The sequence below is a fragment of the Streptomyces sp. RP5T genome, assembly GCF_003933965.1.
In the GTDB taxonomy this organism is placed as follows: Bacteria; Actinomycetota; Actinomycetes; order Streptomycetales; family Streptomycetaceae; genus Streptomyces.
Window position 1 is genome coordinate 1 of sequence record NZ_RSAJ01000056.1, and the last position, 26,563, is coordinate 26,563.

General features: G+C 68.6%; 25 protein-coding genes and 1 pseudogene. 12 read left to right on the forward strand and 14 right to left on the reverse strand.

The genetic code is table 11. The features are described 5' to 3' along the window. Window positions 1-106: 106 nt before the first annotated feature. On the forward strand, window positions 107-664 hold the full coding sequence (locus EHS43_RS08945) for an RICIN domain-containing protein (protein WP_125189991.1): 558 nt from the start codon (window positions 107-109) through the stop codon (window positions 662-664). 286 nt (window positions 665-950) lie between these two features. Beyond that, window positions 951-1,148, forward strand: coding sequence for a hypothetical protein (locus EHS43_RS08950; RefSeq protein ID WP_125189992.1), 198 nt, complete (start codon window positions 951-953; stop codon window positions 1,146-1,148). Window positions 1,149-1,677: 529 nt separating this feature from the next. Here the strand turns inward: EHS43_RS08950 and EHS43_RS08955 are convergent. The 5 genes from EHS43_RS08955 to EHS43_RS08975 all read right to left on the reverse strand — a co-directional run bounded on the left by EHS43_RS08955 (window position 1,678) and on the right by EHS43_RS08975 (window position 7,472). Further along, on the reverse strand, window positions 1,678-2,889 hold the full coding sequence (locus EHS43_RS08955) for a cytochrome P450 (RefSeq protein WP_125189993.1): 1,212 nt from the start codon (window positions 2,887-2,889) through the stop codon (window positions 1,678-1,680). A gap of 39 nt (window positions 2,890-2,928) precedes the next feature. Then, entirely contained in the window at window positions 2,929-3,381 is a 453-nt protein-coding gene (locus EHS43_RS08960; RefSeq protein WP_125189994.1) for a flavodoxin domain-containing protein, read from the reverse strand. Between the two features lies 1 nt (window position 3,382). Continuing rightward, entirely contained in the window at window positions 3,383-4,684 is a 1,302-nt protein-coding gene (locus EHS43_RS08965; protein WP_125189995.1) for an FAD-dependent oxidoreductase, read from the reverse strand. 144 nt (window positions 4,685-4,828) lie between these two features. Then, a complete protein-coding gene (locus tag EHS43_RS08970) occupies window positions 4,829-6,244 on the reverse strand; it encodes an APC family permease (RefSeq protein WP_221740726.1) in 1,416 nt (471 codons plus the stop codon). A 244-nt stretch (window positions 6,245-6,488) separates the two neighbouring features. Then, complete coding sequence (locus EHS43_RS08975) at window positions 6,489-7,472, reverse strand: C-terminal binding protein (RefSeq protein WP_125189996.1); 984 nt, start codon at window positions 7,470-7,472, stop codon at window positions 6,489-6,491. 220 nt (window positions 7,473-7,692) lie between these two features. Here EHS43_RS08975 and EHS43_RS08980 point away from each other — a divergent pair, with 220 nt between their 5' ends. The 4 genes from EHS43_RS08980 to EHS43_RS08995 all read left to right on the forward strand — a co-directional run bounded on the left by EHS43_RS08980 (window position 7,693) and on the right by EHS43_RS08995 (window position 12,877). After that, a complete protein-coding gene (locus EHS43_RS08980) occupies window positions 7,693-8,619 on the forward strand; it encodes a LysR family transcriptional regulator (RefSeq protein ID WP_185806174.1) in 927 nt (308 codons plus the stop codon). A 232-nt stretch (window positions 8,620-8,851) separates the two neighbouring features. Further along, a complete protein-coding gene (locus tag EHS43_RS08985) occupies window positions 8,852-10,474 on the forward strand; it encodes an NAD(P)/FAD-dependent oxidoreductase (protein WP_125189998.1) in 1,623 nt (540 codons plus the stop codon). A 34-nt stretch (window positions 10,475-10,508) separates the two neighbouring features. Further along, complete coding sequence (locus EHS43_RS08990) at window positions 10,509-11,879, forward strand: NAD-dependent succinate-semialdehyde dehydrogenase (RefSeq protein ID WP_125189999.1); 1,371 nt, start codon at window positions 10,509-10,511, stop codon at window positions 11,877-11,879. Between the two features lie 110 nt (window positions 11,880-11,989). Continuing rightward, complete coding sequence (locus EHS43_RS08995) at window positions 11,990-12,877, forward strand: fumarylacetoacetate hydrolase family protein (protein WP_125190000.1); 888 nt, start codon at window positions 11,990-11,992, stop codon at window positions 12,875-12,877. A 57-nt stretch (window positions 12,878-12,934) separates the two neighbouring features. Here EHS43_RS08995 and EHS43_RS09000 read toward each other — a convergent pair whose 3' ends face one another. After that, window positions 12,935-15,715, reverse strand: coding sequence for an FAD-binding and (Fe-S)-binding domain-containing protein (locus tag EHS43_RS09000; RefSeq protein WP_125190001.1), 2,781 nt, complete (start codon window positions 15,713-15,715; stop codon window positions 12,935-12,937). Window positions 15,716-15,799: 84 nt separating this feature from the next. Here EHS43_RS09000 and EHS43_RS09005 point away from each other — a divergent pair, with 84 nt between their 5' ends. The 4 genes and pseudogenes from EHS43_RS09005 to EHS43_RS09020 form a co-directional block, all read left to right on the forward strand. Further along, window positions 15,800-16,471, forward strand: coding sequence for a TetR/AcrR family transcriptional regulator (locus EHS43_RS09005; RefSeq protein WP_125190002.1), 672 nt, complete (start codon window positions 15,800-15,802; stop codon window positions 16,469-16,471). Window positions 16,472-16,482: 11 nt separating this feature from the next. Beyond that, on the forward strand, window positions 16,483-16,878 hold the full coding sequence (locus EHS43_RS09010) for a cupin domain-containing protein (RefSeq protein ID WP_125190003.1): 396 nt from the start codon (window positions 16,483-16,485) through the stop codon (window positions 16,876-16,878). Between the two features lie 88 nt (window positions 16,879-16,966). Next, window positions 16,967-18,283 (forward strand): MFS transporter, encoded by a 1,317-nt coding sequence (locus EHS43_RS09015; protein ID WP_369009040.1) that lies wholly within the window; start codon window positions 16,967-16,969, stop codon window positions 18,281-18,283. Between the two features lie 138 nt (window positions 18,284-18,421). Then, window positions 18,422-18,690: pseudogene (locus EHS43_RS09020) on the forward strand (IS3 family transposase); the annotation flags it as partial. Window positions 18,691-18,756: 66 nt separating this feature from the next. Here EHS43_RS09020 and EHS43_RS46305 read toward each other — a convergent pair. The 4 genes from EHS43_RS46305 to EHS43_RS09035 form a co-directional block, all read right to left on the reverse strand. Next, on the reverse strand, window positions 18,757-18,945 hold the full coding sequence (locus EHS43_RS46305) for a hypothetical protein (protein ID WP_185806177.1): 189 nt from the start codon (window positions 18,943-18,945) through the stop codon (window positions 18,757-18,759). Between the two features lie 475 nt (window positions 18,946-19,420). Next, entirely contained in the window at window positions 19,421-20,068 is a 648-nt protein-coding gene (locus tag EHS43_RS09025; RefSeq protein ID WP_125190005.1) for a hypothetical protein, read from the reverse strand. Window positions 20,069-20,325: 257 nt separating this feature from the next. Next, window positions 20,326-21,255, reverse strand: a complete 930-nt coding sequence (locus tag EHS43_RS09030; protein ID WP_125190006.1) for an NADP-dependent oxidoreductase — start codon at window positions 21,253-21,255, stop codon at window positions 20,326-20,328. Between the two features lie 134 nt (window positions 21,256-21,389). Beyond that, entirely contained in the window at window positions 21,390-22,160 is a 771-nt protein-coding gene (locus EHS43_RS09035) for an NADPH-dependent F420 reductase (RefSeq protein ID WP_125190007.1), read from the reverse strand. 189 nt (window positions 22,161-22,349) lie between these two features. On the opposite strand from EHS43_RS09035, the gene EHS43_RS09040 reads away from it, so the two are divergent. Together EHS43_RS09040 and EHS43_RS09045 are read left to right on the forward strand one after the other, a co-directional pair. Further along, window positions 22,350-23,018 (forward strand): TetR/AcrR family transcriptional regulator, encoded by a 669-nt coding sequence (locus EHS43_RS09040; protein WP_125190008.1) that lies wholly within the window; start codon window positions 22,350-22,352, stop codon window positions 23,016-23,018. Between the two features lie 51 nt (window positions 23,019-23,069). Further along, window positions 23,070-23,198: a winged helix-turn-helix transcriptional regulator gene (locus tag EHS43_RS09045; protein ID WP_125190009.1), complete on the forward strand. Its 129-nt coding sequence runs from the start codon at window positions 23,070-23,072 to the stop codon at window positions 23,196-23,198. A 585-nt stretch (window positions 23,199-23,783) separates the two neighbouring features. Here EHS43_RS09045 and EHS43_RS46310 read toward each other — a convergent pair. From EHS43_RS46310 to EHS43_RS09060, 4 genes are all read right to left on the reverse strand, one after another. Continuing rightward, on the reverse strand, window positions 23,784-24,071 hold the full coding sequence (locus tag EHS43_RS46310; protein WP_185806175.1) for a hypothetical protein: 288 nt from the start codon (window positions 24,069-24,071) through the stop codon (window positions 23,784-23,786). After that, window positions 24,056-24,505, reverse strand: coding sequence for a hypothetical protein (locus EHS43_RS46315; RefSeq protein WP_185806176.1), 450 nt, complete (start codon window positions 24,503-24,505; stop codon window positions 24,056-24,058). Before EHS43_RS46315 ends, EHS43_RS46310 begins: the two co-directional genes overlap by 16 nt. A gap of 33 nt (window positions 24,506-24,538) precedes the next feature. Continuing rightward, window positions 24,539-25,570, reverse strand: coding sequence for a LacI family DNA-binding transcriptional regulator (locus EHS43_RS09055; RefSeq protein ID WP_260470447.1), 1,032 nt, complete (start codon window positions 25,568-25,570; stop codon window positions 24,539-24,541). Continuing rightward, the coding region (locus tag EHS43_RS09060) for a (Fe-S)-binding protein (protein WP_148104029.1) at window positions 25,567-26,563 on the reverse strand (997 nt) is incomplete at its 5' end. The genes EHS43_RS09060 and EHS43_RS09055, both read right to left, overlap by 4 nt.

The following is a 26,563-nucleotide window of genomic DNA, read 5'->3' on the forward strand; positions in this document are numbered from 1 at the left end:
CAGCTAGCCCACCCCCACCACCGCCAAGAGCGTCCTGTTCACCGCCGCCAAAATCCAGGAGATCATCGCCGCCGCCGTCGACCAGATCCAGCCCGCCGGATCCACGGTGTTCTACAGCCTGTCCGTGCACTACGACGGGATGAGCGACCGGATCGTGGTCAACACCGACGCACCGTCGTCGGTGACCAGCCCCCTGCTGAGCGCCTACCCCGGGCAGATCACCCTGGCGAGCCAGACAGCCCCCGCAATGCAGATCATCAACAAGAAGAGCAACCTCAACCTGGGCATCTCCGGAGCCTCGACCGCTGCCAACGGCGCGGCCGTGCAGCTCGACCCCGACAGCACGACCAACGAGCAGTGGAAGCTGGTGGCCGCTGAACCGGGCTACTACAAGATCGTGGATGTGCACAGCGGCCTGCTGCTCGGCATCTCCAGCGCGTCCACGGCCGCGGGCGCCGCCGCCGTGCAGTGGACCGACAACGGCAGCGCGGACCAACGCTGGCAGGTGGTCGACGCCGGCGGCGGCTACGTCAAGCTGGTGAACAAGAACAGCGGCCTGCTGCTCGGGATCTCCAGCGCGTCCACGGCCACGGGCGCCGCCGCCGTCCAGGGGACCGACAACGGCAGCGCGGACCAGCTGTGGCAGCTCACCTCCGTCAGCTGACCCAGGTCCAAGCCGGTCCTGCCCCGTGATCGTCTTGCTTGTTTCGAGCAAGAGGCACGCCTTCCCGGAGATCACGGTGGCAATAGGGCCTCTCCAACCTTCCTGCGGGCTGGGGCGGTTGGGGTGACAGGACGACGAAGCTCCTGGTGGATGGGTTGTCGATCAAGATCAACTTTCTCCGCCGGGAGCTTCGCCGTGCTCGACCGCCCGTCGACGGTGTTCCTCCGCTCGGCAGGCTCGCCAGGAGACCTGGGACACGACACGGTGGCGCAGGACTGAAGTCCTGGTGGGGCAGGCGGTCCCTCATCTGGCGGTCAGCCCTTCCGGCGGGCTTGTCGTGGGCGACGCGCACGTCGACCACGCGGGCAGGGTCGTTGCCCTCAACCTCGTCCAGGACCGTGCGATCGGTGCACTCGCCTTCTCGCCCGAAGGCACCCGGTTGGCGGTGGGAGACCAGACGGGCCGCGTGGCCCTGTGGGACTGATCGCTCTGCCACCGCCTGGGCATATTGCGGAGCCTCTCCCTGTTCCCCCTGACACTGCCTCCGACTACGCCGAAGCCGTTATGGCCCTCTCCTGCGGCCCTTTGGAGGTCCGCTGGCCCCCGGAGAGAACGTCGACACGAACCTCTTCAGCCGTGACAGCCGTACTCTCTACCCCGACAGCGCCCACGCCCCACTCCAGCGGTACGTGGTGGACCCAAGCCGAGCCGCGCCCCTGGTGTGTGCCCGGTCCGGTGATGGCAACCTGACTCACGCCCCGTGGCGCACCTGCATTCCCGACGTGCCGTACCACCGCCTGTGTGCATAGTCAGGTGCTTGTCTGCACCGGACAGCACGGCGAGGGGACTCATGCCGGCATCGACGGCGGCAAGGCCGCGGCAGCGGCTCTCGGGGGAGTCGGCCGTGGGGACGTCGAGAGGCGGACCCACTGGGTGTTGAGCTCGGTGAACACGAAAGCCGGACCCGCGTCGAGTGCCCGTGGCCCGGCTTTCCCGCTCTCTCCGAGGCGACCTCAGCGCAGGCGGACCGGCAGCTTGTCGAAGGCGACCAGTCGGTCGGTGCGAACCTCGAGCGGATCGCCGGCCAGTTCGACCGAGGAGTACCGCTCCGCGACGAGGCCGAGGATCGCGCTGGTCTCCGCCCGAGCCAGCAGCTGCCCGGCGCAGGCGTGGGTGCCGAGGCCGAACGTCAGGTTCCGGCTCGCGTCCGGCGGACGGTTGTAGTCGAACTCGTCGGGGTTCTCGAACACTGCCGGGTCCCGATTCGCCGCGCCGATCGGGTACTTGATACAGGAGCCGGCCGGGATGTGAACGCCCTGGATCTCGATGTCCTCGTTCGGGAAGCGGGTGATGATGAGTTCGACGGGGTTCAGGCGTGCCAGCTCGTTGATGAAGGCGTCCCGGATCTCGGGCCGTCGACCGAACTCGGCCATCAGGTCGGGGCGTTCGGCGAACAGCTTGAATCCGGCACCGATGAGGTATGCGGGGTTCGGGCCGCCCGACATGTACAGCAGCACCGTGGTCTCCAGGACCTCACGCCAGGTGAGCTCGCCACGACCATGGGCGGCGAGGAGTTCGTCCACCAAGCCGCTTCCGGGCGCCTCGGCGTTCTGCTTCTCCCTCACGTACCGCTCGGTCTCGGCGAACATGAAGTTCATCCCTGCCAGCGACCTGGCGTGGATGTCCTCCCCGGGAGCGGTCGCGTTGATGAGCATCGCGTCCCACAGCGCCCAGAACATCCCTTCCACGTCGCCCACGGGCATGTCGAGGATGCGGCACATCGTCAGATGGGTCGGCAGCACGCCGAGGTCGAAGTGGGCGTCCACCACCTCGCCGGGGATGAGCCGGTCGAGCGCCTCGACCGTGAAGTCGTGCGTCAGCTGAGCCCAGGTGCCGATCTTCTTCGGCGTCAGCCAGCGGTTGGTCAGCCGACGCATGCGGGTGTGCTCCGGCGCGTCCTTCGACAGGACCGTGTTGTCGAACGCGGTCCACGGGTGCGGTGGCGCACCGGGGACGGCGAAGGACGGCGGTTCCGCGATCCGCATGCACGGGAGTTTCGCGTTGTGCATGGTGTCCGCGTGGTTCAGCACCACGTAGGTGTTCTGGGTGGTCCGGTGTACCGGCGCGATCGCCCGTGCCTGCTCGTAAGCCGGGTAGGGATCGGCCCGGAACTCCTCGTCGTTCCAGGGGAACAGCGCCGAGGCGTCCTCGATGGACAAGCTCATCTCAGGTCACTCCTTCGAATCTGGTCGGCCAGGGCCGGGTCAGGCGGTCACGAGAGTCAGGAGGTCGCCGGCCCATGTGCCGGCGAGGTCCGTGGCCGGGGTCGTCGACGCGGCGTCATGCCTGGCCGTGGTCCCGATCTGCTCCGCGCCGAGTTCCAGAAGTGCCGTGCGGAGGGTGTCGATGGCGTTGTTGAACGTCTCGTAGACGCTGTCGCCGAGACCGAACGCGGCGAACCGCACTCCGGTCAGGTCGGGGCGCTCCGTCAGGAGAGCGTCGTAGAACGGCGCCGCGGTCTCCGGCAGCCCGCCCTCCCCGTAGGTGGAACTCACGAACACCGCGATCTCCATGGCCGCCAGGTCGGACACCTCGACGTCGGTCAGTTCCGCGGTGACGGTCTCGAAACCCTGGTCGCCGAACGCGGTGGCGATGTCGTCGGCGACCATCTCCGCGTTGCCCGACTCGGTCCCGAACAGGACGTGTACGACAGTCATCTCACTTCTCCTGGATTGCCGATGGCCCGGTCGTGGCCAGCGGGATGGAAGACAGGGCGTCGGAACCCGCCGCCGCTGCGAGGAGTTCGTCCCTGGTCGTGAACTTCGTCCGGCATCGGTCGGGCCGGGCGCGCCGGATCTCCGCGTCGTCGATGCGCCGCCACGCCTCGAAGCCCACCACCGAGGCCGGCAGATGCTCGCGGAGCCCGTCCAGGCCCGCACGGTGCCGCTGTTCCCGGCCGCGGAGGAAGGCGAGGATGTCCTTCGCCGTGTCCGCCGCCAGCTTGCGGTTCTCCGCCAGATTGCCCAGCCTGCCGGTGGCCGGACCACCCACCCGGAAGACGTTCGGCGCATCGAGGCCGCCGAACCGCGCCAGATGGGCTGCGGAGGACTCGAATCCGAGCGCCGTGACGACGGTGTCGGCGTCGAGGTGGTCGACCAGGCTGCTGTCGCCTGCACGGTACGTCGTCACGCGGATCCGGCCGTCGTACTGCCGGATCGAGGCCGGAACCCGCTCGAACCGCACGTCCACCGTGGTCCGCGCAGGCGCCACGGGCTCATCCAGCAGAGGAGTGCCGTCCACTCTGACCTGGACACCGACCACGTGGGCGAGTTCCTTGATCATCGAGGCGTCCCACTTCGCCAGATGCGAAGGACATCGCCCCAGGACGTGGATGGTCCGCACGGGGACCGGCGCCACCGCGCGCAGCGCCTCGTCGTCGATGTCGGACGCGATGAGGTCCAGATCGGACTTCGACAGCAGCCGTACGACGTCCACCGCGACGTTCCCGGTGCCGAGGACGACGACCTCGGAGCCGAGGCTGTCGAGACCGTTCGGCCGATGGCGCAGGCGGGCGTCCGGGTCCGAGTTCAGCAGCCGGATCAGATCTCCGGCACCGACGACCCGGACACCGGGATCCTGGTCGATGTCCAGTCGCCGGTCCGCTCCCAGCCCCGTCGCGAGGACGATCGCGTGGAAGTTCTCGGCAAGCGAATCGAAGCCGACGTCGGTCCCGACGGACACGTTGCCAACGAACTCCACACCCGGCTGGGCGAAGACCCGTTCGAACTGACGCGATACGGCCTTGGCGCCCTGGTGGTCCGGCGCGATGCCGTACCGGACCAGCCCGAACGGCGTCGGCAGCGAGTCGAGGACCACGACCTCGATGTCCGGCTGTCCCTTGCGCAGCGCCTGCGCCGTGTAGCAGCCGCTGGGGCCGGAGCCGACCACCGCGACCCGGAACGGTACCCCGCCGGTGGCGGCGGCCGCGCGGTTCGGCGCTGTCTCTGCCGGAGTTTTCATGGCCACCTCGGTTGCTGCGGAAGAAATCGACAGGTGAGTTGAACGGTAACTAACTAACGGTCGTTAGTACATATGAGGCGGCGGCCCCGACCGGCGAAGAACGTGATCGCCTGGTCGAGGCCGGCCGCCGTCAGCGGGCGGTCGTCACAGTTCCTGGCGGCCGATGCGCTGGTAGACCTCGGGGCGCCGGCCGCGCAGAACCCGCGCGTGGACCATCCCGGCGGCGAACAGGGCGAAGGTGAAGAACAGGAAGAACGAGGTGAAGAAGCCGGACCCGCCGAGCAGGTCCGCGTAGTTCGCCACCGCGAGGTACGCCACCACGCCGATCCCGGCGGCCGACAGCAGTGGTGCCACCGCGGTCTTCCACCCGGGCTCGGACGACGGGTTGCGGCGGAAGTAGAAGAACACCGCCACGCTGGCCGCGAACAGGAGCAGCAGGATCGCGAAAGAGCCGATGCCGGAGGCGCGCGCGTACAGGACGTTCGGGTCGCTGCCCAGCGCCACGAACAGGGCCACGCCGATCGCCCACAGCGCGCCGATGAGGGACGCGGCCACGAACGGCGACCCGTGCCTCGAGTGCACCTTGCCCAGTGCCCTCGGAACCACTCCGTCGGTACCGAGGGAGTACATGTACCGCGCCGTGACGTTGTGGATCGACAGCATCGACGCCAGGATCGAGGTCATCAGCAGGACGGTGACGACGTCCACCACGGTCTTGCCGACCAGCGCGGTCAGCGCGTCGGTGAACATGCCTCCCAAGTTGCCGGTGGCGGTCGACTGCGCCTTGTCGGCGCCGGTGAAGGCGATGTAGGCCCACGCGGCCAGGGCGTAGAAGACGCCGATCCCCGCCACGGACAGGTAGGTCGCCCGGGGGATCGTCCTGTCCGGGTCCTTGACCTCCTCACGGAAGATGACGGTGGCCTCGAAGCCGAAGAAGTTGCCCACCACGAAGAGAAGGGCGACACCGATGTTGGGGTCGGTGACCCACGGCAGGCTCAGTGAGGCGCCCCCGGTGCCGGCCGGGGCCCCGTGCGCGAAGGACGCGACGTCGAAGATCACCACGACGACGACTTCGAGCACCATGACCGCGGTCAGCACCTTCGCCGAGAGGTCGATGCGCCGGTAGGCCAGCGCGGTGGTCACCGCGACGATCGCCAGCGCGTACCAGCCCCACGCGATGTGGGGACCGCCGAGGTTCTTCTCGACATAGCTCTGGATGGTGATGGCGAAGAACGGCGGCGCGAAGAACCCGATCATGAAGTAGCCGAACGTCGCCAGGAACGCGCCGCCCAGACCTGCCGAGCGGCCGAGCCCCTGCGTCACGAAGGCGTAGAAGCCGCCGGGGTTCGCGACGGTGCGGCCCATTACGGTGAAGCCCACGCAGAAGACCAGGAGTATGACCGTGGCCACGATGTAGATCGCCGGACCGGTCTTGCCGCCGAACATCAGCAGCACCGGGATGAACCCCGCCACCGTGGTCAGCGGCGCGGAGAACGCGAGCACGCTCATGGCGAGCTCCCCGACGCCCATGTTGCCCTGCAGTCGTCGCGGCTGATCCACGACTTCCGCCTTTCGTCTTTCGCCACTCACGGTGGGGACCTGCTCGTGTCGTGCCATGAGTTTCTCTTCCTGGTGAGGCCCACCCGTGCTTCCGCGGGGCCGGTCGGGATTCGTGTCGCCTCCCCGTGGGGTGCCGTCCTGTTTCAGGTACGTGCTCACCGCGTGGAGCTCGCTGCGCGGGCGCGATGCCCGCGCAGACGTCATTGGTGTGGGGGGAGGTGGACGCCGCGAGGTACCGGACCGGTCAGGCGACCAGGTCCGACAGCGGCCGGCCCGTCAGCGCCTGCCGGGCGCGCAGCACCACGGCCTCCTGGAGCGCGTCCATCGCCAGGTCGGACCGCCACGCCACGTGCGGGGTCATCACCAGGTTCGGCACGCCGCGCAGGACGTGATCCGCCGGCAACGGCTCGGTCGTGAACGTGTCCAGACCCGCACCCGCCAGATGGCCTGAGCGCAGCGCGTCCGCCAGTGCGGCCTCGTCGACGAGCCCGCCGCGCGAGACGTTGACGATCACAGAGCGCGGGCGCATACGCCGGATGACCTCGGCCGACACCAGGTTCCGGGTCTCGGCCGACAACGGCAGGTGCAGCGATACCACGTCCGATTGTTCGAGCAGTTCCTTCAGGGATGCGGCCGGTACTGAGTCGAAGGTCGCGAAGGGGTCGTAGGCGCGGACGTTCGTGCCCAGGGCCGCGTACCAGCGGGCGACCTGGCGGCCGATCCGGCCCATGCCCACCACCGCGACGTCCAGCTGGGAGAACCGTGGCGTGTCCATCCCGACGCTGCCCGCCCACTGGCCAGCCGCGATGGCCGACTGCCCCGCGGGGATGCGCCGCGCCAGCAGCAGCCCCATGGTGAGTGCATGCGAAGCGACCTCCTCGGTCGCCGCGCCCGGCACGATCGCGACCGGAACGCCCTTCTCCCTGGCAGCCGCCACGTCGATGTTGTCGTAGCCGATGCCGTACCGCACGACAGCGACGCAGTTCCTCATCGCGGCGAAGTCCTGGGCCTCCACGGGCGCGTACGGGGTCACCATCACCACGGTCGCCTCCGGGATCGAGGCACGGAACGCCTTCCGGTCCGGCGCCACGACGAATTCCAGCCCGAACTCCTCGGCCAGAGCCCGCTCCCGCTCCAGGCTCGGGTATTGCTGAGGGCCGACAAGGAGCAGACCTCCGACGCGACCGGCAGCATGGGCCGGAATTTTGGTGCTGCTTGCAAGAGACATTTCGACAGCCGCCTAAACCTGTTCGCGGGGAAAGTGAAATGAAACGTAAGGACGGCGGAACGGTCCGTCAACGGGTCCCGCGTCATGGGATGGGAATGCGTCCGAACTGGAAACGGTGTGTTGTCGGAAGCGGATTAATCCCGTTGCGCCGAGACTCTAGCTAACTAACGGACGTTAGCCTATGGTAGGTGTCGAGCGTCACAAGCGGAGGTGTACGACCGTGAACGTGCGACAACTTCAGGCCTTCCTCGCGGTCGCGGAACACCTGCACTTCGGCCGTGCCGCGGAGCAGCTCTTCATGGCCCAGGCCCCCCTGAGCCGGACCATCCAGGCCCTTGAGGGTGAGCTCGGCAGCCGACTGTTCGAGCGCAACACCCGCTCGGTCTCCCTCACCCCCGCGGGCAAGGCCCTCGTCGGACCGGCCCGCGAGGTGCTCGACGCGGTCGCCGTCGCCGAGGCCGCCGTCAGTGCCGCGGTCTCCGGCGAAGCCGGCACCGTCCGGGTCGAGTTCTGCGGTGTGGCGGCGCATCCCCTGGTTGCCGCGCTCTCGCGCGGCATGCGCGCCGACCATCCGGGCATCCGGCTCGATCTGACCTCGCAAGCCGTCTCCCGGCCGACGATCCGGCGCCTGCTGGACGGCGAGGTGGATGTCGGACTCGGCCGTTTCGACAACCTGCCCCCCGGCCTGGACGGCGAGGTCCTGATCAACGACTCGCTCGTGGTCGCGGTACCCCGGGCCCACCGGCTCGCCGGCTCTCAGGTCGTCTCCTTCCAGGACGTGGCCGCCGAGCCGTTCGTCTCCCTGCCCTACGCCACCGGATCGGTCACCACCGACAGGCTGTGGCGCCTCGGTTACGCGCACGGCGCCGGAGGGGTCAACAACGTGCAGTTCGCCCCGGACACGTCTTCCTGCCTGGCCCTGGTAGGCGCCGGGGTGGGCTGCCACCTGGCCCTGCGCTCCGTCTCCCGGTCGACGACCAACCCGAACGTCGTCTTCATCCCGCTGGTCCGACGCGAATGCGAACTCGTACCCGATGTCCATCTGCGGGCGGCCTGGCGATCCGGGGCGGCCGACCCGCCCGTCGAGGTCGCTCTCGGGCATCTGCGCCGCTTTCTGCAGCACGAGGCTTCGGCCGTCGTCGCCTGAAACGGCCGCACGGCCGCATTGATCATTCCACTTCCGGAAACAATCGGCCGTCACCTTCGCATCAATTTCATCTGGCGATCAGCATTTCCCGGTCGTAACGTCACGGTGACGAAATTCGCACGCGACTCCGATCCGGAAATCTCGGTGAGACACATAACCGCGCTCAGGCGTGTGCTGCCTCCGGTCGGCCGAGTCGCTTTTCTGTGCGCGAGATCCCGTAAAGGAGCAACACATGGGCAGCGAAGAAACCGTGCGTGAGATCGATGCGCTCGTCGTGGGAACCGGCATGGGCGGCGTCATGGCACTGCGCACCCTCACCGCCGACGCCGGCCTCGACGCGATCGCCATCGACAAGGCGCCGAAGGTCGGCGGCACGTGGTACTGGAACCGCTACCCCGGCGCACTCTCCGACACGCAGAGTTTCATGTACCAGCTGCCCTACGACCGAGAGCTGTTCCAACGGACCGACTGGCGCACCCGCTACGTCCCCGGACCCGAGATCCGCCAGTACGTCGAGGACGCCGTCGACTTCTGGGACCTGCGCTCCCGGATCCAGCTGGAAACCACCCTGGTCGGCGCGGCCTTTGACGAGCAGAGCGCGCGCTGGCACGTCGTCACCGACAAGGGTGAGTTCCGCCCTCGGTTCCTCATCACCGCCGCCGGTCTGCTCTCCCGGATCAACATCCCCGACTTCCCCGGCATCGACCGGTTCGAGGGCCGTATCGTGCACACCGCCGACTGGCCCGAAGACCTGGACATCACCGGCCTGCGCATCGGCGTCATCGGCAACGGTTCCACCGGCATCCAGTTCATGACCGAGGCCGCCAAGACCGTCGCCCACCTGACCTCGTTCCAGCGCACCGCGCAGTACACCGTCCCGGCCGGCAACCGCGAGTGGTCCGAGGCGGAGCTGGAGCAGTTCAAGGCCACCTGCGAGGACCGCTGGGAGGAGTTCCGCACCTCCAAGATCGGCTTCGGTGTCGACGAGACCACGCGCAGCATCTGGAGCGTCTCGGACGAGGAGCGCGAGGCCATCTTCGAGTGGGCCTGGCGCAAGGGCGGCAACTACACCTTCGCCAACGAGACCTTCTGCGACGTCACCAGCGACCGCGCCGCCAACGAGCTCGCCGCCGACTTCATCAAGCGGAAGATCAAGGCGATCGTGAAGGACCCGGAGACGGCGCGCAAGCTGACCCCGACGGAACTGTTCGCCCGGCGCCCCATCTGCGACTCCGGATACTTCGAGATCTTCAACCAGCCCAACGTCACCCTCGTCAGCACCCGGGAGAACCCCATCGCGGAGTTCGCGGCGGGCGGCATCGTCACCGAGGACGGCACCCTCCACGAACTCGACGTCCTGGTACTGGCCACCGGCTTCGACGCCGTCGAGGGCAGCTACCGCAACATGGACATTCGAGGCATCGGCGGCAGGTCCCTCAAGGAGCACTGGGCCGACGCCCCCCGCAGCCACATGGGCATGACCGTTTCCGGTTTCCCGAACCTGTTCATGGTCCTCGGACCCAACGGGCCGTTCGTCAACAACCCCTCCGCGATCGGCGTCCAGGCCAAGTGGATCGCCGAGGCCGTCAAGAGCGTCAAGGACACGCCCGGTGCCTCCATCTGGCTGCGTGCGGAGGCCGAGGAGAACTGGCTCCAGACCTGCCTGGACGCGCTCAAGGGCTCTCTGTTCCTGGAGACCGGGTCATGGATATTCGGCAACAACATCCCCGGCAAGCGCAAGGCCCGCACCGCCAACTTCTACGTCGGCGGCCTGGACCGGTTCATCGCGATCGCCGAGGCCGAGGCGGCCCAGGGATACCCCAGCTACGAGGTCCGCGTCCCGTCCGTGGTCTGACCCCACCCCCTGCAAACGGTTTGGAGAAGCACCGATGCCCACTTACCAGACCATCTCGCCGCTCGACGGTGAGGTGCTCGCCGAGTACACGATGATGACCGACGCCGAGGTCGCTGAGGCGCTCACCCGCGCCGCCGAGGTCTACCGTGACTGGGCCCGGACCACGGTCGAGGACCGGGTCGCCGTACTGGCCAGGATCGCGGAGCTGCATCGCGAGCGAAGCGCCGAACTCGCCGAGGCGATGGCGACCGAGATGGGCAAGCCGCTCGCCCAGGCCGAGGGCGAGGTCAACCTCTCCGCCTCGATCTACGAGTACTACGCGACTGCGGGTGCCCGGCTCCTGACCGACGAAGTGATCGAGATCGGTGCCGGGGGACGAGCCCTCGTCAGGACCGCTCCCACGGGCCCCGTGCTCGGGATCATGCCGTGGAACTTCCCGCTCTACCAGGTGGCCCGGTTCGTCGCCCCCAACCTCCTGCTCGGCAACACCGTCCTCCTCAAACACGCCCGCTCCTGCACCCGCACGGCACTTCTCATCGACGCCGTCGTCACCGACGCGAACACCCCGAAGGGCGTCTACGAGAACCTCATCGTCTCCTCCTCGCAGATCAGCGACCTCATCGCCGACGAGCGGCTCCAGGGCGTATCGCTGACAGGCTCCGAGGAAGCGGGCCGGACCGTGGCCACCCAGGCCGGCCGGCACCTCAAGAAGTGCGTCCTCGAACTCGGCGGCTCGGACCCCTTCATCGTCCTGCCCGACGCCGACCTCGACCTCGCGCTCGACCTGGCCGCGACCGGCCGGTTCAGCAACGCCGGCCAGTCCTGCACCTCCTCCAAGCGGATCATCGTCCACAGCGACGTCTACGACCGCTTCCTCGAAGGATTCGTCGAGCGGGCGAGGCAGTGGAACACCGGTGACCCACAGAACCCGGAGACCCGGATCGGCCCGATGGCGTCCGAGTCCGGTCGGCGGGAGATCGCCGAGCAGGTCGAGGACGCTGTGTCCAAGGGCGCTCAACTGCACCTGGGCGGTGCGGTACCCGACGGACCCGGTGCCTTCTACCCGGCCACCGTCCTCACCGGGGTCACCCCGGACATGCGCGCCCACGGCGAGGAGCTCTTCGGTCCCGTCGCGGTCCTGTACAAGGTTGGCTCCGTCGAGGAGGCAGTAGAGCTCGCCAACGACTCCCGGTTCGGGCTCGGGTCCGCCGTGTTCACCCGCGACGAGGATCTCGCCGCCGACATCGCCGAGCGCCTTGAGGTCGGCATGGTCGGTCTCAACACCCTCATCCGCAGCCAGCCCGACCTGCCGTTCGGCGGCGTCAAGGCGTCCGGGATCGGCCGTGAGCTCGGCCGCCTCGGCCTGGACGAGTTCGCCAACAAGAAGACCATCCGCCTCTCCTGACGGCTCTCGGGCCCTCACACGGCGCCCCGCTCGCGACCCTCCCCGGCGGGCGGGGCGCAGCCGTGAACGGCACACACCCCCTCCCACGACCCACCCCCGAAGGACATCACGTGAAGCTCGTCTCCTACGACCGCGGTACCGGCTGGAAGCCGGGCCTCCTCCACGGCGACCAGGTGTTCGACCTCAACGCCGCGCTCTGGGCCGCCGGACGCCGGACCTCCTCGGACCTGCCGTCCGTCCGCGCCTTCCTCCAGGAACACGGCGGCCAGTTGCCCGAGATCGCCGCTGCCGTCGGACCTGTCCTCGACAGCGGCGCCCTGGAACCCGTCGCGGCTTGTGACTCAGTGAAGCTCGGCCCACCGGTCACCGACCCGGCCAAGGTCCTGTGCGTGGGCCTGAACTACTCGGACCACGTCGGTGAGACGGGCCGTGCCATGCCGGCCCACCCCGATCTGTTCGCGAAGTTCGCCAGCAGCCTGATCGGTCCGTACGACGCCGTCGACCGGTCCGACGTCACCGACAACCTCGACTTCGAGGGCGAACTCGCCGTCGTCATCGGCCGGGAGTGCGCCCGCGTGGACGAGAGCGAGGCCCTGTCGTACGTGGCCGGCCTGTCCGTCCTCAATGACGTCACCGCCCGCGATCTCCAGTACCGGGGCACCCAGTGGCTGGCGGGCAAGGCCGTGGACCGGGCGACGCCGTTCGGGCCGGCGATCGTCACTCTGGACGAGATCGGCGACCCACAGGAACTGGACATCGAGACCTTCGTCAACGGCACCCGGGTCCAGGGCTCCAACACCAGGCACATGATCTTCTCCGTCGCCAGGATCATCTCGTACATCAGCCAGTTCCTGACGCTCGGCCCCGGCGACGTGATCGCCACCGGCACCCCCGAGGGCATCGGTGCGAAGCGGAACCCGCCGCTGTGGCTGCGCCCCGGCGACAAGGTCGAGGTCGTCCTGGAGAAGGTCGGGACCCTGCGCAACGAGATCCACTGAGCCACCTGCCCTTGTATGTCTGCGGAGCCGAGCCCTCGGGCCGGCTCCGCAGATGTTTCAGACACGGGAGGCGAACAGCTCGGCCAGATGCCGGGTCGGTACCTGGGCCAGGTCGTCGAGCTGGACGCGGCAGGACATGCCGTCCGCCAGGAACACCGCGTCCGCGTGTGCGCGCACCGCGGGCAGCAGGTGCGTCTCGGCGACCGCGACGCTGACCTCGTAATGCCCCTTCTCCACACCGAAGTTGCCGGCCAGACCGCAACAGCCCGCCACCTTGGTGACCGTCGCGCCGGCCTTCTGCAGCAGGCGCTGGTCGGTGTCCCAGCCGATGACCGCGCTGTGGTGGCAGTGCGGCTGCGCGACCACCTCGACACCGGTCAGGTCGGGCAGCGGCAGATCGAGGCGCTCGACCAGCTCGGCGAAGCTCAGCAGCCCCGACGCCACCAGGCCAGCCGCTTCGGCGTCGCCCAACTCCGCCGCGTCGCTGCGCATGGTCGCGAGACACGACGGTTCCAGAGCCATCACGGGGATCCCGCTGTGGATGTAGGGCGCCAAGGTTCGCAGGGCCCGGCTGACGATAATCCGTGCCCGGTCGAGCTGTCCGGTCGTGATCCAGGTGAGGCCGCAGCAGGCATCCTCCCGGATGACGCGGGCCGTGAGACCGTGCGACTCCAGGAACCGGACCGCTGCCAGGCCGGAGGCCGGGAAGAAGTGGTCGGTGAAGGAGTCGGCCCAGATCCACACATCGGGCGGCGTGTTGCTTGCATGAGCTGCGTCAGCCGCCCTTCTCAGGGTGGGGGAGGCGAACCGCGGTACGGACCGTCGTTGGTCGATGCCGGCGACCCACTTGGCCAGCGCGGCGATCGGTCCGACCCGGAGGAGCAGGTTCGCCGGCCGTGCCAGCGGTGCCGTGAGCCGGGCCCATTTCGGGAGCCGTCCGAGGAACAGGTGCGACCGGGGCCGGCGCAGTCCGGCGACGTCGTGCCGTTGGTGCAGCACCTCGCTCTTGTAGGTGGCCATGTCGACGCCGCTGGGACAGTCGCTCGAACACCCCTTGCACGCGAGGCACAGGTCGAGCGCCTTGGCCACCGCCGGGTCCTCCAGACCACCCAGAAGAGCACCGTCGAGCGCCTCTTGCAGCACCCGGGCACGGCCACGGGTGGAGTCCTGTTCGTCGCTCGTGGCGAGATAGGAGGGGCACATCACGCCCGCGGTCCTCGGGGCGACGCATTTGCCGACGCCGGTGCAGCGGTGCACGGCCGCACTGAAATCCCCGGCGTCGTGCACCAGCCGCAGACCGGCACGCACCGGCGCCTGCGGGCGTACGGGGCGCAGGTCGTCGGTGATCGGAACCGGCTCGGCGATGATGCCGGGGTTGAGGATGCCGTCGGGGTCGCAGACGGTCTTGACCTGCCGGAACAGGGCGAGTGACGTCTCGTCGTACATCAGGGGCAACAACTCGCCGCGGACCCGGCCGTCACCGTGTTCTCCCGACAGGGTGCCGCGGTAGTCGCGCAGCCGTGTGGCACAGGCGGTCATGAAATCGCGGAACACTCCGGCCGAGGCCGGGTCGCCGGGCCGGAACGGGAAGTCGATACGGCAGTGGACACAGCCGTCGCCGAAGTGCCCGTACGGAATGCCCCGAAGGCCGTGCTCCCGCAGCAGTTCCTCGAAGTCGCGCAGCCACGCGCCGAGGTGCTCCGGCGGGACGGCGGCGTCTTCCCAGCCGCCGTACGCCGGTGTCGGCAGCGACCGGCCCGCGAGCCCGGCGCCGTCCTCCCGGATGCGCCACAGCGCCGCGGCCTCACGTGGGTCGGCGACCAGCCGGGTGTCCAGCGCGGCCCCGGCCTCGACGAGCCGCCGTACCGAATCCGTCGCGTCCTCACCCGCCACCTCTGCGAACAGCCAGCCGCCTCCCCGCGGCAGGTCGGGCACCGAAGAGCCCTTCGCCCGCACCAGGTCCACGATGCGCGAGTCCATGCCCTCGCACGCGACGAGACGGCCGGGCACCGCCGCGAGCAACGCCGGTACGGCGTCGGCGGCGTCGGCCATCGTCGGGTATCCGAGCACCAGCATCCTGCGTTCGACCCGGTCGTCGACCAAGCGGACGGTGGCCTCCAGGACCGTGGCCAGTGACCCTTCGCTGCCGACCAGGAACCGTTCGACGCGGCGGCGCTCGGGCAGCAGGTGTTCCAGGCCGTAGCCGCTGACCTGGCGGCCGAAGCGGCCGAACTCGGTGCGCAGATGGGCCAGGTTGGCGTCGCCTACGGCCGCCAGCTGCCTCGCGGTGTCTCCGTCTGTCCGGCCACCCTGCTCACGGGCGAGTTCGCCGTTGCCGTACAGGACGCGCAGAGACTCGACGTTGTCCACCGTCCGGCCGTAGCCGAGTGCCCGTGATCCACAGGCGTTGTTGCCGATCATCCCGCCGATCGTGCAGCGGCTGTGCGAGGACGGGTCGGGCCCGAAGCGGAGCCCGTAGAGGGCCGCCTCACGTTGCAGATCCGCGTGCACCACGCCCGGTTCCACGCGTGCCGTGCGCGCGTCCGGGTCGATGTCGAGCACCCGGTTGAACCGGCGGGTGTCGACGACGACGCCACTTCCGACCGCGTTGCCCGCGATGCTGGTGCCCGCCCCGCGCATCGTCAGCGGTACCCGCAGCTCACGTGCCACCTCGTGGGCCGCGATCACGTCGTCCTCGCCGCGCGCTTTGACGACCGCGGACGGGACGACCCGATAGAGACTCGCGTCCGACGAGTAGAGGGCTCGGGTCAGCGGAGAGTCGTCGCACTCGACTCCCGCGGCGCGGAGAGCGGCGGCGAGGTCTGTCTGAACGGGCATGCCTCAGGCTAACTAACGTAAGGTAGTTTCGCTAGTGCGGGCGTTGCCGGACACTGACTAACGTAAGGTAGTTTCCCGTTTCGCATGGAGCCGAAGGAGGAGCCGGTGGCCGAGGAGCGGTGGCCCCGCGCCGTCGAGGAGTTCGACAAGCACCTCGGTGAGCTCGACTGGAGTAGCCAGAGCGCCTCTCGCCGGGCGATTCTGGAGGCTTTCCTGCGCCTGGCCACCGAGAACGGCTTCAACTCGGTCACCATGCGGATGATCGCCAAGGAGATGTCGATCAAGGCCCCGAGCCTGTACAACCACTTCCCCGAAGGCCGCGACGAGATCGTGGCCGAGTCCCTCCGCTGGCACTTCTACAAGTTCGGCATCGCCCTGCTCGACGAGGTGCGCGGTGTCCCGGACCCCAGGGAGGGCTGGCGCCGGATGGTGCACGTGCACCTGACGCGGCAGATCGAACTTCCCGAGAGCGACCTGTGGGACCTGCTCGTGGCGACCGACCAGGTCGTGCACTTCCTCCCGTCGGCGCTCCGTGAGGAAGTCGACGCCTGGGTGGATCTGTACGAGGCGCTCTACCGCGCGGCTGCCGAGGACATGGGTTTCGGGCCGTCCGTCCAGCAGGTCAAGCTCGTGATGACGGTCCTCGAAGGCGCCAACCGCTGGGCGATGTGGGACGGCAGACGACGGTCGCTCGTGCCGCTGGCCGAGAAGGCGAACAGTGCCACCCTCGCCCTGCTCGAACTCGCGAAGGACTGAAGGGACGAACGATGGCACCGCAGAGATACCCGGCAGGTCCCCTCGTCCGCCGGGAAGGGCTGCCGAGCGGCCACGCCTTCGTGCCGCCGGGGCAAGGCCCTCGTCCGGGAGTCGCCCTCATGGAGTGGGAACTGCGGGGCGAGTCATGGACGGACGAGCACCCGCACGACGAGTTCAACTACGTCCTGGAAGGCCGCCTGTTCGTCGCGTGCGACGGCGAGACCGTCGAGGCCGGTACGGGAGACGTCGTCCGGGTACCGGCCGGAAGCGTCGGTCGCTACTGGGCACCGGAGTACGCGCGGATGGTCGCTGTCTACGCGCCGAACCCCCAGGGGCTGGAAAGTCGCGTGCACGACTTCACCCGCCTGGAGCCGACGACGGAGGAGCTCGGCGGATCCGCCTCGTAGAGCGCCGCAACTCAGCCTGAAAGCGCTCTCAGACGCAGCGGGATGGCATGTACATTTATCCGCGCCGGGCGAGTGCGGAGCCCCGGCCGTGAGCCGCCCCACCTCCGGACGGAGACGTGTTCTGATGGACCAGGCCGTGCGTCGGCGGCGCCACGCGCTGTTCCGGCTCTTTCTGCTGGCCGGGATCGCGATGGCCTCCTGGGTGACGCGCACGCCCGCGATCCGGGACCGGCTGGAACTCTCCACCGCACACATGGGGTTGGTGCTGTTCGGGCTGTCACTGGGCTCGATGGCGGGTATCTCCTGCTCGGGGCGGCTGGTGTCCAGGTTCGGGACGCGGCCCGTCATCGTCTGGGGGACGTGGCTCCTCATCGCGGGGCTGGCCACGATCTGCTGGGGAAGCGGTCTCGCGTCCGTGCCCCTGGTGACCGCGGGCCTGTGCGCCTTCGGCGCCGGGCTGGGGCTCGGCGACGTGGCGGTGAACGTCGACGGCGCGGACGTCGAGCGGATCGGCGGCAGGACCACGCTGCCCGCTCTGCACGGCTGCTTCAGCCTGGGTACGGTGCTGGGGGCCGGCGCGGGCATGGCGGCGACAGCGGCGGGCGTACCGGTCCACTGGCACCTCGCGGCCATCGTCCTGCTCTCCACCGGGCTCCTCCTCCACGCGCTGCGCGCGATCCCCGAGGGCACCGGCCGCGCCGTCCCGGAGGGGCCGCACGGAGCGGGCGCGGACAGGCTTCGCCCCGCGGTGTGGAAGGACGGGCGGCTGCTGCTCATCGGCGCGATCGTGCTGGCGATGGCCCTGGCCGAGGGGTCGGCCAACGACTGGCTGCCGCTGCTGATGGTCGACGGACACGGCATGGACGCGACGGCAGGTTCCCTCGTCTACGCCGGTTTCGCCGCGGCGATGACACTGGGCCGTTTCGCCGGCGCCCACTTCATCGACCGCTTCGGCCGCACCGCTGTCGTGCGTGCCAGTGCCCTTTCGGGGGCGTTCGGTCTGCTCCTCGTCATCGTCTCCGACAACGCTGTCCTTGCCGGCGCCGCCGTACTTCTGTGGGGCCTGGGCGCCTCGCTCGGCTTCCCGCTCGCGCTCTCGGCGGCCGGGGAGTCCGGCCCCGATTCGACGGCCAGGGTCAGCCTGGTCGCCGTCATCGGCTACGTCGCTTTTCTCGTCGGACCGCCTGGACTGGGCTTTCTCGGTGGGGCTTTCGGCCTGCGCCCCGCCATGCTCGTCGTACTGGCCTGTGTCGTGTGCGCCGTATTTCTGGCGCCCGCGGTGGAGACCGCCCGCACCGGGGCCCCGGCCCTGCGGCATGCGGCCGGCGCCGACGAGCAGACCCCCGCCGACGCCCCTGGCCCGTCACGGACCGCACCCGGCACCGACCCGCCGCACATCACCTGACGAGCGACGACGCTGCTGGATGTCGGCGGTACGGCGCCATGGCGCGTACGCCGGTGGGCTGGAAGACCCCGGCCGAGGTCTTCGAGGAGCAGCTACGTTCACTACTGCAGCCCGGTGTTGCAACGACTGGTTGAACTCGCCCAGTTCCGCTCCCGGAAGTTCGTCCGGGCGCTCGACCGCCACCGGATGGCCGGGCCGGATCGATGGGGAGGGGCGGAGCTGCCGGCGACAACGCGGCCATGGAGTCCTTCTTCAGCCTGCCGCAGAAGAACGTCCTCGACCGCCGTGTCTGGGCCACCCGCGAAGAACTCCGGACCGCGATCGTGACCTGGTTCGAGCGGACCTACCACCGGCGCTGCAGACAAGCCTCACTCGGCCGGCCGACCCCGATCGAATTCGCGACGGTCATGACCACGTGGGCCTCCAGGCCGCGTGACCGCACCTGTCACCAAAGAAACCCACATTCCGAGCCATCAGATGTGAATGGCGATGACACAGAGATAAGAAATCGCAGCACCAAGCAATACGCCAGTCCGGTCGTTGTCGATCGTCTCCATAGAGGCCGCGTCGACGGCCTCTGGAGTGGATGGCGCAGGGCGCGGCGCACTGGAAGGCTGGGCGGCCGCTTCGCGCGTGATCGAAGCGATCAAGTCGTGGGGCATGTCGGTTCCTTTAGCCGGTGCTGGGAGGGCTGTGCAGAGTGCAGGTCAGGGAAATGAGGACGATCGCAGCGGAAGTGGTGGCCAGGGGCACTGCGTGAGGAGTTTCCGGCTCGCAGGGGAGAGGATCTTCGCCTGCCAAAGGGTTGTCACGCCCAGAGGTCACTCGTCGCCTCAGTATGTGGGCGCCCCCAGTCACCGCCGGCACGAAATAGCTCACGCAGCCGCGGGGGTCGAGTGCCGCTTAGGAACGTCTGCGGTTCTCGCGAGGAGGTAAAGCCGGAGGCGGGACCATGTGAGCTGCTTGCCAATTGAGCTGGCGGCGTGCTCGCCTGGGAGTTGCAGGCCCCACAAGCCAGAAACTGAGTACCGGCAGCTATCACACCCGCGTGCCGGAGAGCGCCTTCCGCTTGAGCGAATAAATCCCTCAAGCCTCTCATCAGCGATCCGTCGATGTGTACGGTAGAGCGATTTCCCGTTACATGCGACCGACGTAGCGGAAGTTGCTGTAATGGTCGATCGATACCCACACATCGCCGGTATTGATCGCTCGCACGATACGGAAGTTGCCCGTGGCGATGTGCGTCTGCTCCGGATTGCTGGGATAGACGCCGCCGTAGTACTCCTGGAAGGTGCCCTGGTAGTTCTGTGCGCCGGGGCCCGCCAGGCCCACGTGCATGAAGTTGCGCAGCCGGTTGCCGTGGTCCTGGTACTGGCCGCCTGACTCGATGAACTCTCGGTGCCGGTTGCCGCGCTGGTCGACATAGTCCGAGACGCTGAACACGGCACCGCGCGGGGCGACGTTGCGCCAGTTCGGCCAGCTGAGCTGACGCCAGAAGGTCAGGGCAGCCTGAATGCCCCGCGGTACCGCCTGAGGGCTCGCGTAACTGCCGGTGATACCCGGTGTACTCGATACCGGGCACGCGCCGTTGGAGGTCCCGCCACCCTGGCTGCACTCAGCCGCGGCAGCCGGGACCGCCGCGGACGTAGCGACCGAGCCTGCAAGGAGGCTGATCAGGACGGCCGACGCGGCCAGCATGCGACGGTTACGCCGGGGACGGAACGCCGAGGCGGGACGCCCGATGTGCTCCGGCTCTGCGGCGGGGGGCGTGAGGGATGCGGACACAGGTGCTCCTTGCTCTTCCGACTTCGGTCTCCGTCCGGGGGCGTGCGCCCCCGGACGGAGATGAGCACATCAGCGCCGCGTTACAGGTGTCTGACGATCAAACCAAAGCCCGCTATTGGTAATGACATTCAATTGCAAATATCGCCTCCCGTCCGCAACCTTCCCCACGACTGCCGCATGACGGTCGCCCGCACCGCTCAGGAGCGCGATGCGACAGCTGTGGTCTCACTCAGCGCAGCAGACAAGGGTGCGCACTCTCATTCCGTGGTGAGGACGATGCGGCCGCGGAGCCCGCCGGTCGCCAGGCGCGCGTGTGCCTTCGCGGCCTCCTCCAGCGGATAGGTCTCGGCCACGCGCAGGGCCAGCTCCCCGGCGGCCGCCAGGTCGGACAGGGTGGTCAGCATGGCACCGTCCGCGCCGACCTGGGTCACCCGCAGGCGGATACCCCGCTCGGCCTCGGGCATGGCGTCGGGCCGTGTGGTTACGAAGGTGCCGCCGTCCGCGATCGCCCCGATGACGGCCTGCCCGAGCGTGGCCGTGTCCAGAACGGCGTCCACGCCCTGGGGATGCAGTGCGCGGACGGCCCCGACCAGGTCCCCGCCGCCGGGTACGTACGCGTCGGCACCGGCCACCTCGGTGGCGAACTGTCCCTCGGGGGACAGGTCGCTGGCGATGACCTGGAGTCCTCGGCGCTTGGCGAGTTGCACGGCGTAGCCGCCGACGGCTCCTTCCGCGCCGGTGATGAGGACCGTCTGCCCGGCCTTGAGGCCCAGCAGTTCGACGGACTGGGAGGCGGTGAGCCCGTTGAGGGGGATGGTCGCCGCGTGCACGGGGTCGATGCCGGCGGGGGCGTGAGCGATGGCCTCGCTGGGGACGACGACGTACTCGGCCTGAGCCCGGTTCATGCCCGTGAAGGCGCGGCTGAGGGCGATCACCGGCTGTCCGGGTTCCCACACCACGGCGGGCCCCACGGCGTCGACGACTCCGGCGATGTCCCAGCCAAGGCCGTGGGTACCGTCCTGCGGCGGGTGCGGGAAGACTCCGAGCCAGTTGCCCATGTCGACCGGGTTGAGGCTGGCCGCCTGCACCTTGATGCGGATCTCGGAGTAACTCGGCTCAGGCTTGTCGACGTCGAGGAACTCGACGGACTCCGGGCTTCCGACGGAACGGTGCACTGCTGCTCGCATGAGCTTCTCCCTACTGAGAACTGAAAAGGACGTGGATTCGGATGGCTGCCGTCGGTGGCGACGGTCGCTGTGCGCTGCCCTGGGATTCCGGCCTGGTGAAGGGCGGTCGCGCCCGGCCGGAACGCATCGGGGCGTCAGGCGAGTGCGCGGTCGGCGGTGAGCTTGCGGGGGGTGTCGGCGAGCAGGGTGCGCAGCCGCGCGGCGGGCAGCGGCACGCCGGGGTCGTCGGAGGGCGGCATCTGTGCGGGGGCGCCGGAGCGGATGGCTTCGGCGAGTGCGACCCAGCCGGCGCGCACGGCTTCGGGGTCGGTGAAGTACGGCGCCGTGTAGGGGTCGGTCTCGGGCTCGAAGCGCCAGCTCTCGGTCAGGGGGCCGGCGTCGACGGTGTCGAAGCCCAGCCGGCTGATCAGGTCGGCGGCACTGGCCTTGGCCTGCGGGTCGTCGCCGGCGATGGGCAGGGCGCTGCGGTCGGCGGCGCCTTGGGGGCGGGCGAGTGCGGGGATGTGGAAGTCCATGATGTTGTTGAAGGCCTTGATCAGCTTCGCGTCGGTCAGGTGTTCCTGGACGAGTTCGCTGGTGGTGGTCTTGCCGGAGTCGAGGACCTCGATGTGCCCGTCGCGCATTGGGAAGTAGTTGCTCGTGTCGAGCACGACCTTGTCTGCCAGTGCGGCGACGGGCAGCTTGCGGTAGGCGACCAGCGGAATGCTGACCATCACCCAGTCGCCCGCCCGGGCCGCCTCCTCAGGTGTCGCGGCGCGGGCGCGCTCGCCGAGTTGTGTCACCGTCTCGGCCAGGGTCTCGGGGCCGCGGGAGTTGGACAGGACGACGTCGATGCCCGCGGCGACCGCGAGCCGGGCCACAGCTGTGCCGATGTTGCCGCTGCCGATGAAGCCGAGTGTTGCCATGGGGGGATCTCCTCGATCTCGCGGACCGTCGTCCGCCGGTGGGTGTGGAGGCGAGCCGGGCTCAGGCGGAGACAGGCAGGCGAAGGCCAGAGGCCCCTCCCGCCGTAACCGGAGCAAGTGCTCCCATTGAACGTAGCACAAGCGGAGCGAATGCTCCGCAACGTCGAAGTCCGCTGTACCCTGAATGCCATGACCCTCGCCGACCAGACCGCCGCCACACCCGCAGCCGGTCAGCCCGCCCAGCGCGGCCGCCGCGCAGACGCCGAGCGCAACCGCGCAGCGATCATCGAGGCGGCCGGCGTCGTCTTCGCAGAACAGGGCGGCACCGTCGACGTCCGCGAGATCGCCCGCCGCAGCGGCGTCGGCATGGGCACGCTCTACCGCCACTTCCCGACCAAGGACGACCTGCTCGCCACCGTGCTGGGCCAGGAGTTCTCCTCCTGGCTCACCGACGCCCGCCAGCAGGCCACCGCCGTCGACGACCCTTGGCAGGCGCTGACTGGCTTCTTCGAGCAGATGCTCGCCAAACAGGGCCGCAACCGCGCCCTCGTCGAGAGCTACACCGCCGCCGGCGGCCCCACCGAATCATGCGCCCAGCACTGCTACGCCGTCATGGACGAACTGCGTACCCGCTGCGTGAACGCCGGCCTCCTGCGGCAAGGGCTCACGACCGCTGACCTGGTCCTGCTCAGCACCACCCTGAGCCAGACCGTCCTGGCGACCATCGACAGCCAGCCCGGCCAGTGGCACCGCCTCCTGCGCATCTCCCTCGACGGACTCCGCAGCCACAACACCGACCCCCTCCCCGAGGCTCCAGGCCCGGCGGACGCAACCGGTCAGGCGTCGGAGGCGATCTGATCGACGCGGGCGGCCGGTCCGGCTCGGGAGAGTTGGACCGGGAGAGCTCCCATGCGCTACAGCGAGGTCAGTCGCGACATCCCCAGGGTCAGTCAGAAGGTGCTCACCCACACACTCAGACCCCTCAAGCGCGACGGGACGGTTCGCCGACATCATCCGTCCGTCTCTACTGTGAACTGACCGATCTCGGACGAGGCCTTTACGCCCGCCTGGCGCAGCTCCATGACTGGGGGCGAGGAGAATCCCGACGCCGTCGACCGCGCCCGAGCTGCCTCCGGCGACCTAGGATGACCTGCCGGCCCACGGGAACGAGTCCGGGATTCAATGGCCGTCCCGCTTCGACTGTGATGCAAGAGGAGCGGCGGCTTGGGGCAGGTTGCTGCCCGCACCCTCGACTTCTACGCCGGAAGAGTAATCCGCTGCGGGCGGGTTCGAAGGCCGTCCTTGAGCTGGCGCGATCGCCCTTCATGCCTTCGGCACGATCCTGTCGGGCCTCATTGAGGCCGAGTTGAGGCCGCAAGGACAGGAACAGACTGACAAGGGCTGACTAGCCCCCACATGGATAACCGCATGTGACCTGCGAAAACGTCAAGGATGAGCGTTGATCGGCAAGGACCGCCAAGATCCTCAAAGGACTCATAATCCGTCGGCCGTGGGTTCGAGTCCCACCCGCCCCACCACGGACTACGCGGCAGAACCGTTCCCACCTGCGGTGAGGAGTAGGACCTGGCCTCGGCGTGGGCCTCCTCGTCATTGTCAAGATCGTTAGCTCGCCCGTTGCTCGCCCGAAGCGACAACTGCCCCGGGGCGGTCCCCGGTGATGCGCCACCGACCGTCACGGGCGTCGGAGTCCTCGGCCGGCTCAACCTCCTGCCCGACGACCAGGTCCAGGAGGCCCACTGCGTTCGCTGCTTTCTCAGCGAGTTGCTCTTCGGGTCGGTGGCCCAGCAGCCGCACGGCGTCTGTGATCAGCGCGTCGTCCGGCACGGTGGAGTCCAGAACCCGGCCATGCTTGTCCTTCAGTACGCCGGTGGCCTTCACGACCTCGCGCACGGCGTCGAAGATGCGGTTCGGGCGGGCGGAAGAGGCTGGCAGCGACGGAAGCAGGCCAGCAGCGACGGGTCGAAGGCCATGTCGTTGAGGGCCGAGCCCGCATGCGGCCTTCCACCACAAGCTGCACCATAGTTCCTGGACCGTCGTGAAATCCGACAGCCCATGCGGGGCCACAAGGTGATCGCGGCGGCCAGGATCTGCGGCGCCATGTTCGGCCGTCCGTTCGCCGACGGGTACATGGTGAACATCTCAGCGGGGAACAGCTCGGCCAGGAACGCGAACACATTCCCCGCAGGGATCAGATACGGCACGTACGGCACGCGGCACGTCTCCCACGCGTCCGGCCCCACCGTCTCGCCGACCCACTCACCCATCGCCGCAAGACAAGTCCGGTCCTGCGGCCCACGCGGCAGGACCAGAACCAATATCTTCATCAGCTCTCTACGGCCGTCGGGCTCTGCCGTTTCCTATGTGGAGTCGCGGACGGCGATGCCTGCGCCCAGAGTCACCCTGCGCTCTGCAGAGGCATCGCCTTGGAGCCGGGCGAGTATGAGGCCTGCAGCCTCGCGGCCCATTGCCTCCATGGGCTGGTGGACCGAGGTGAGCTGAGGGTCGGTGTCTGTGGCGATCCAACTGTCGCCGAAACCGACGATCGCGACATCGCATGGAACGCTGCGTCCTGAACCCAGCAGGGCAGCCATCGCACCGGCTGCCATGAGGTCGTTTCCGGCAAACACGGCGTCTATGCCGGTGCCACGGGCGAGAAGGTTTTGCATCGCAGCAACGCCGGACCTTCGGCTGAAGTCGCCGTGCACAACCTCTGCCTGTTTGAGGCCCGCTTCCGCGAGAGCAAGATTGAACCCCCTCCATCGGTCCAGGCTGGCCTGGAGATCAAGGGGGCCGGTGATGATGGCGGGACGGCGTCGCCCGCGCTCGATCAGGTGCTGTGCAGCACGACGGCCGCCGTCTTCGTTGTCGAAGTCGATGACATGACTTGGCACACAGTCAGTCGCCGTCCCTACTGACACGATTGGTACGCCCGCTGCTTCGAGACGGCACGGCAGTGAGTCACCGCCGTGCCAAGACGTGAGGAGGACACCGTCGACGTGCTGGGCCGTGAGGAATGCGTCGAGTTGAGCGTGCTCCTGTCGGGATTGGGGGACAGTGAGGAGCAACTGCACCCCCTCGGTGGCGAGGGCGGTCGCGGCACCGCGTACCAGCAGTGAGTAGAACGGGTCCTCCCAGACACGGCGGTCGTCGGTCAGGGATGCCACTAGCGCGATGGTGTCTGTGCGCTGCCGAACCAGTGCGCGTGCAGCTTGGTTTGGGACGTAGCCCAGTTCCTCGATGGCTCGCAGAACAGCCTGGCGCGCCGCAGGACTGACCTTGGTGGAACCATTGATCACACGCGAGGCCGTCCCTCGGCCGACTCCGGCGTGTGCGGCGACTGACTCAAGGGTCGGCTTGCGCGCTTGCCGGGTTGGGGAGTTTCCGATCACAGGTCGATCTCCACTGAGATGGTGCGGGGAGTGCCGTCCGGGGTCTTGACGGACTGCAGCAGCAGCTGGGCGACGTCGACGACCTGGATGGACTCCTTGGCCTTGCCGCCCGCGGCGGAGCCGCTGTCGGCTGCGTTCTTCTTGCCGTTGACCGAGTCGGTGAGCATGACCAGGCAGAACGGGCAGGCCGTGGAGACGATGTCGGGGTTCAGCGAGAGAGCCTCGTCGACGCGCTCGTTGTTGATGCGCTTGCCGATCCGCTCCTCCATCCACATCCGCGCGCCACCGGCACCGCAGCAGAAGCCGCGCTCCTTGTGGCGGTGCATCTCCTCGTTGCGCAGACCCGGGACGCCCGCGATGATCTCGCGCGGAGGCGTGTAGATCTTGTTGTGGCGGCCCAGGTAGCACGGGTCGTGGTAGGTGATGATGCCCTCGACCGGGGTCACCGGGACCAGCTTGCCCTCGTCGACGAGGTGCTGGAGCAGCTGGGTGTGGTGGATGACCTCGTAGTCGCCGCCGAGCTGCGGGTACTCGTTGCCGATGGTGTTGAGGCAGTGCGGGCAGGTCGCGACGATCTTCTTCGCGGACTTCGGCTTGGCGGACTCCGGGACCACCTTGCCGTCGTCGTCCAGCTCCTCGCCGAACGCCATGTTCAGCGCCATGACGTTCTCCATGCCGAGTTCCTGGAACAGGGGCTCGTTGCCCAGGCGGCGGGCGGAGTCGCCGGTGCACTTCTCGTCGCCGCCCATGATCGCGAACTTGACGCCCGCGATGTGCAGCAGCTCGGCGAAGGCCTTCGTGGTCTTCTTCGCGCGGTCCTCCAGGGCGCCCGCGCAGCCGACCCAGTACAGGTACTCGACCTCGGTGAGGTCCTCGATGTCCTGGCCGACGACCGGGACCTCGAACTCGACCTCCTTGAGCCACTCCAGGCGCTGCTTCTTGGCCAGGCCCCAGGGGTTGCCCTTCTTCTCCAGGTTCTTGAGCATGGTGCCC

What these genes read in the sequence shown, in the direction of transcription:
- EHS43_RS46315 (WP_185806176.1), bottom strand. Translation starts at nt 24,505, where the DNA reads ATGAAGATATTGGTTCTGGTCCTGCCGCGTGGGCCGCAGGACCGGACT.
- EHS43_RS09030 (WP_125190006.1), bottom strand. Translation starts at nt 21,255, where the DNA reads ATGCGAGCAGCAGTGCACCGTTCCGTCGGAAGCCCGGAGTCCGTCGAG.
- EHS43_RS09035 (WP_125190007.1), bottom strand. Translation starts at nt 22,160, where the DNA reads ATGGCAACACTCGGCTTCATCGGCAGCGGCAACATCGGCACAGCTGTG.
- EHS43_RS08960 (WP_125189994.1), bottom strand. Translation starts at nt 3,381, where the DNA reads ATGACTGTCGTACACGTCCTGTTCGGGACCGAGTCGGGCAACGCGGAG.
- EHS43_RS08955 (WP_125189993.1), bottom strand. Translation starts at nt 2,889, where the DNA reads ATGAGCTTGTCCATCGAGGACGCCTCGGCGCTGTTCCCCTGGAACGAC.
- EHS43_RS09040 (WP_125190008.1), top strand. Translation starts at nt 22,350, where the DNA reads ATGACCCTCGCCGACCAGACCGCCGCCACACCCGCAGCCGGTCAGCCC.
- EHS43_RS46305 (WP_185806177.1), bottom strand. Translation starts at nt 18,945, where the DNA reads ATGCCCCACGACTTGATCGCTTCGATCACGCGCGAAGCGGCCGCCCAG.
- EHS43_RS09000 (WP_125190001.1), bottom strand. Translation starts at nt 15,715, where the DNA reads ATGCCCGTTCAGACAGACCTCGCCGCCGCTCTCCGCGCCGCGGGAGTC.
- EHS43_RS08975 (WP_125189996.1), bottom strand. Translation starts at nt 7,472, where the DNA reads ATGTCTCTTGCAAGCAGCACCAAAATTCCGGCCCATGCTGCCGGTCGC.
- EHS43_RS08990 (WP_125189999.1), top strand. Translation starts at nt 10,509, where the DNA reads ATGCCCACTTACCAGACCATCTCGCCGCTCGACGGTGAGGTGCTCGCC.
- EHS43_RS08965 (WP_125189995.1), bottom strand. Translation starts at nt 4,684, where the DNA reads ATGAAAACTCCGGCAGAGACAGCGCCGAACCGCGCGGCCGCCGCCACC.
- EHS43_RS08985 (WP_125189998.1), top strand. Translation starts at nt 8,852, where the DNA reads ATGGGCAGCGAAGAAACCGTGCGTGAGATCGATGCGCTCGTCGTGGGA.
- EHS43_RS09005 (WP_125190002.1), top strand. Translation starts at nt 15,800, where the DNA reads ATGGAGCCGAAGGAGGAGCCGGTGGCCGAGGAGCGGTGGCCCCGCGCC.
- EHS43_RS09045 (WP_125190009.1), top strand. Translation starts at nt 23,070, where the DNA reads ATGCGCTACAGCGAGGTCAGTCGCGACATCCCCAGGGTCAGTCAGAAG.
- EHS43_RS09010 (WP_125190003.1), top strand. Translation starts at nt 16,483, where the DNA reads ATGGCACCGCAGAGATACCCGGCAGGTCCCCTCGTCCGCCGGGAAGGG.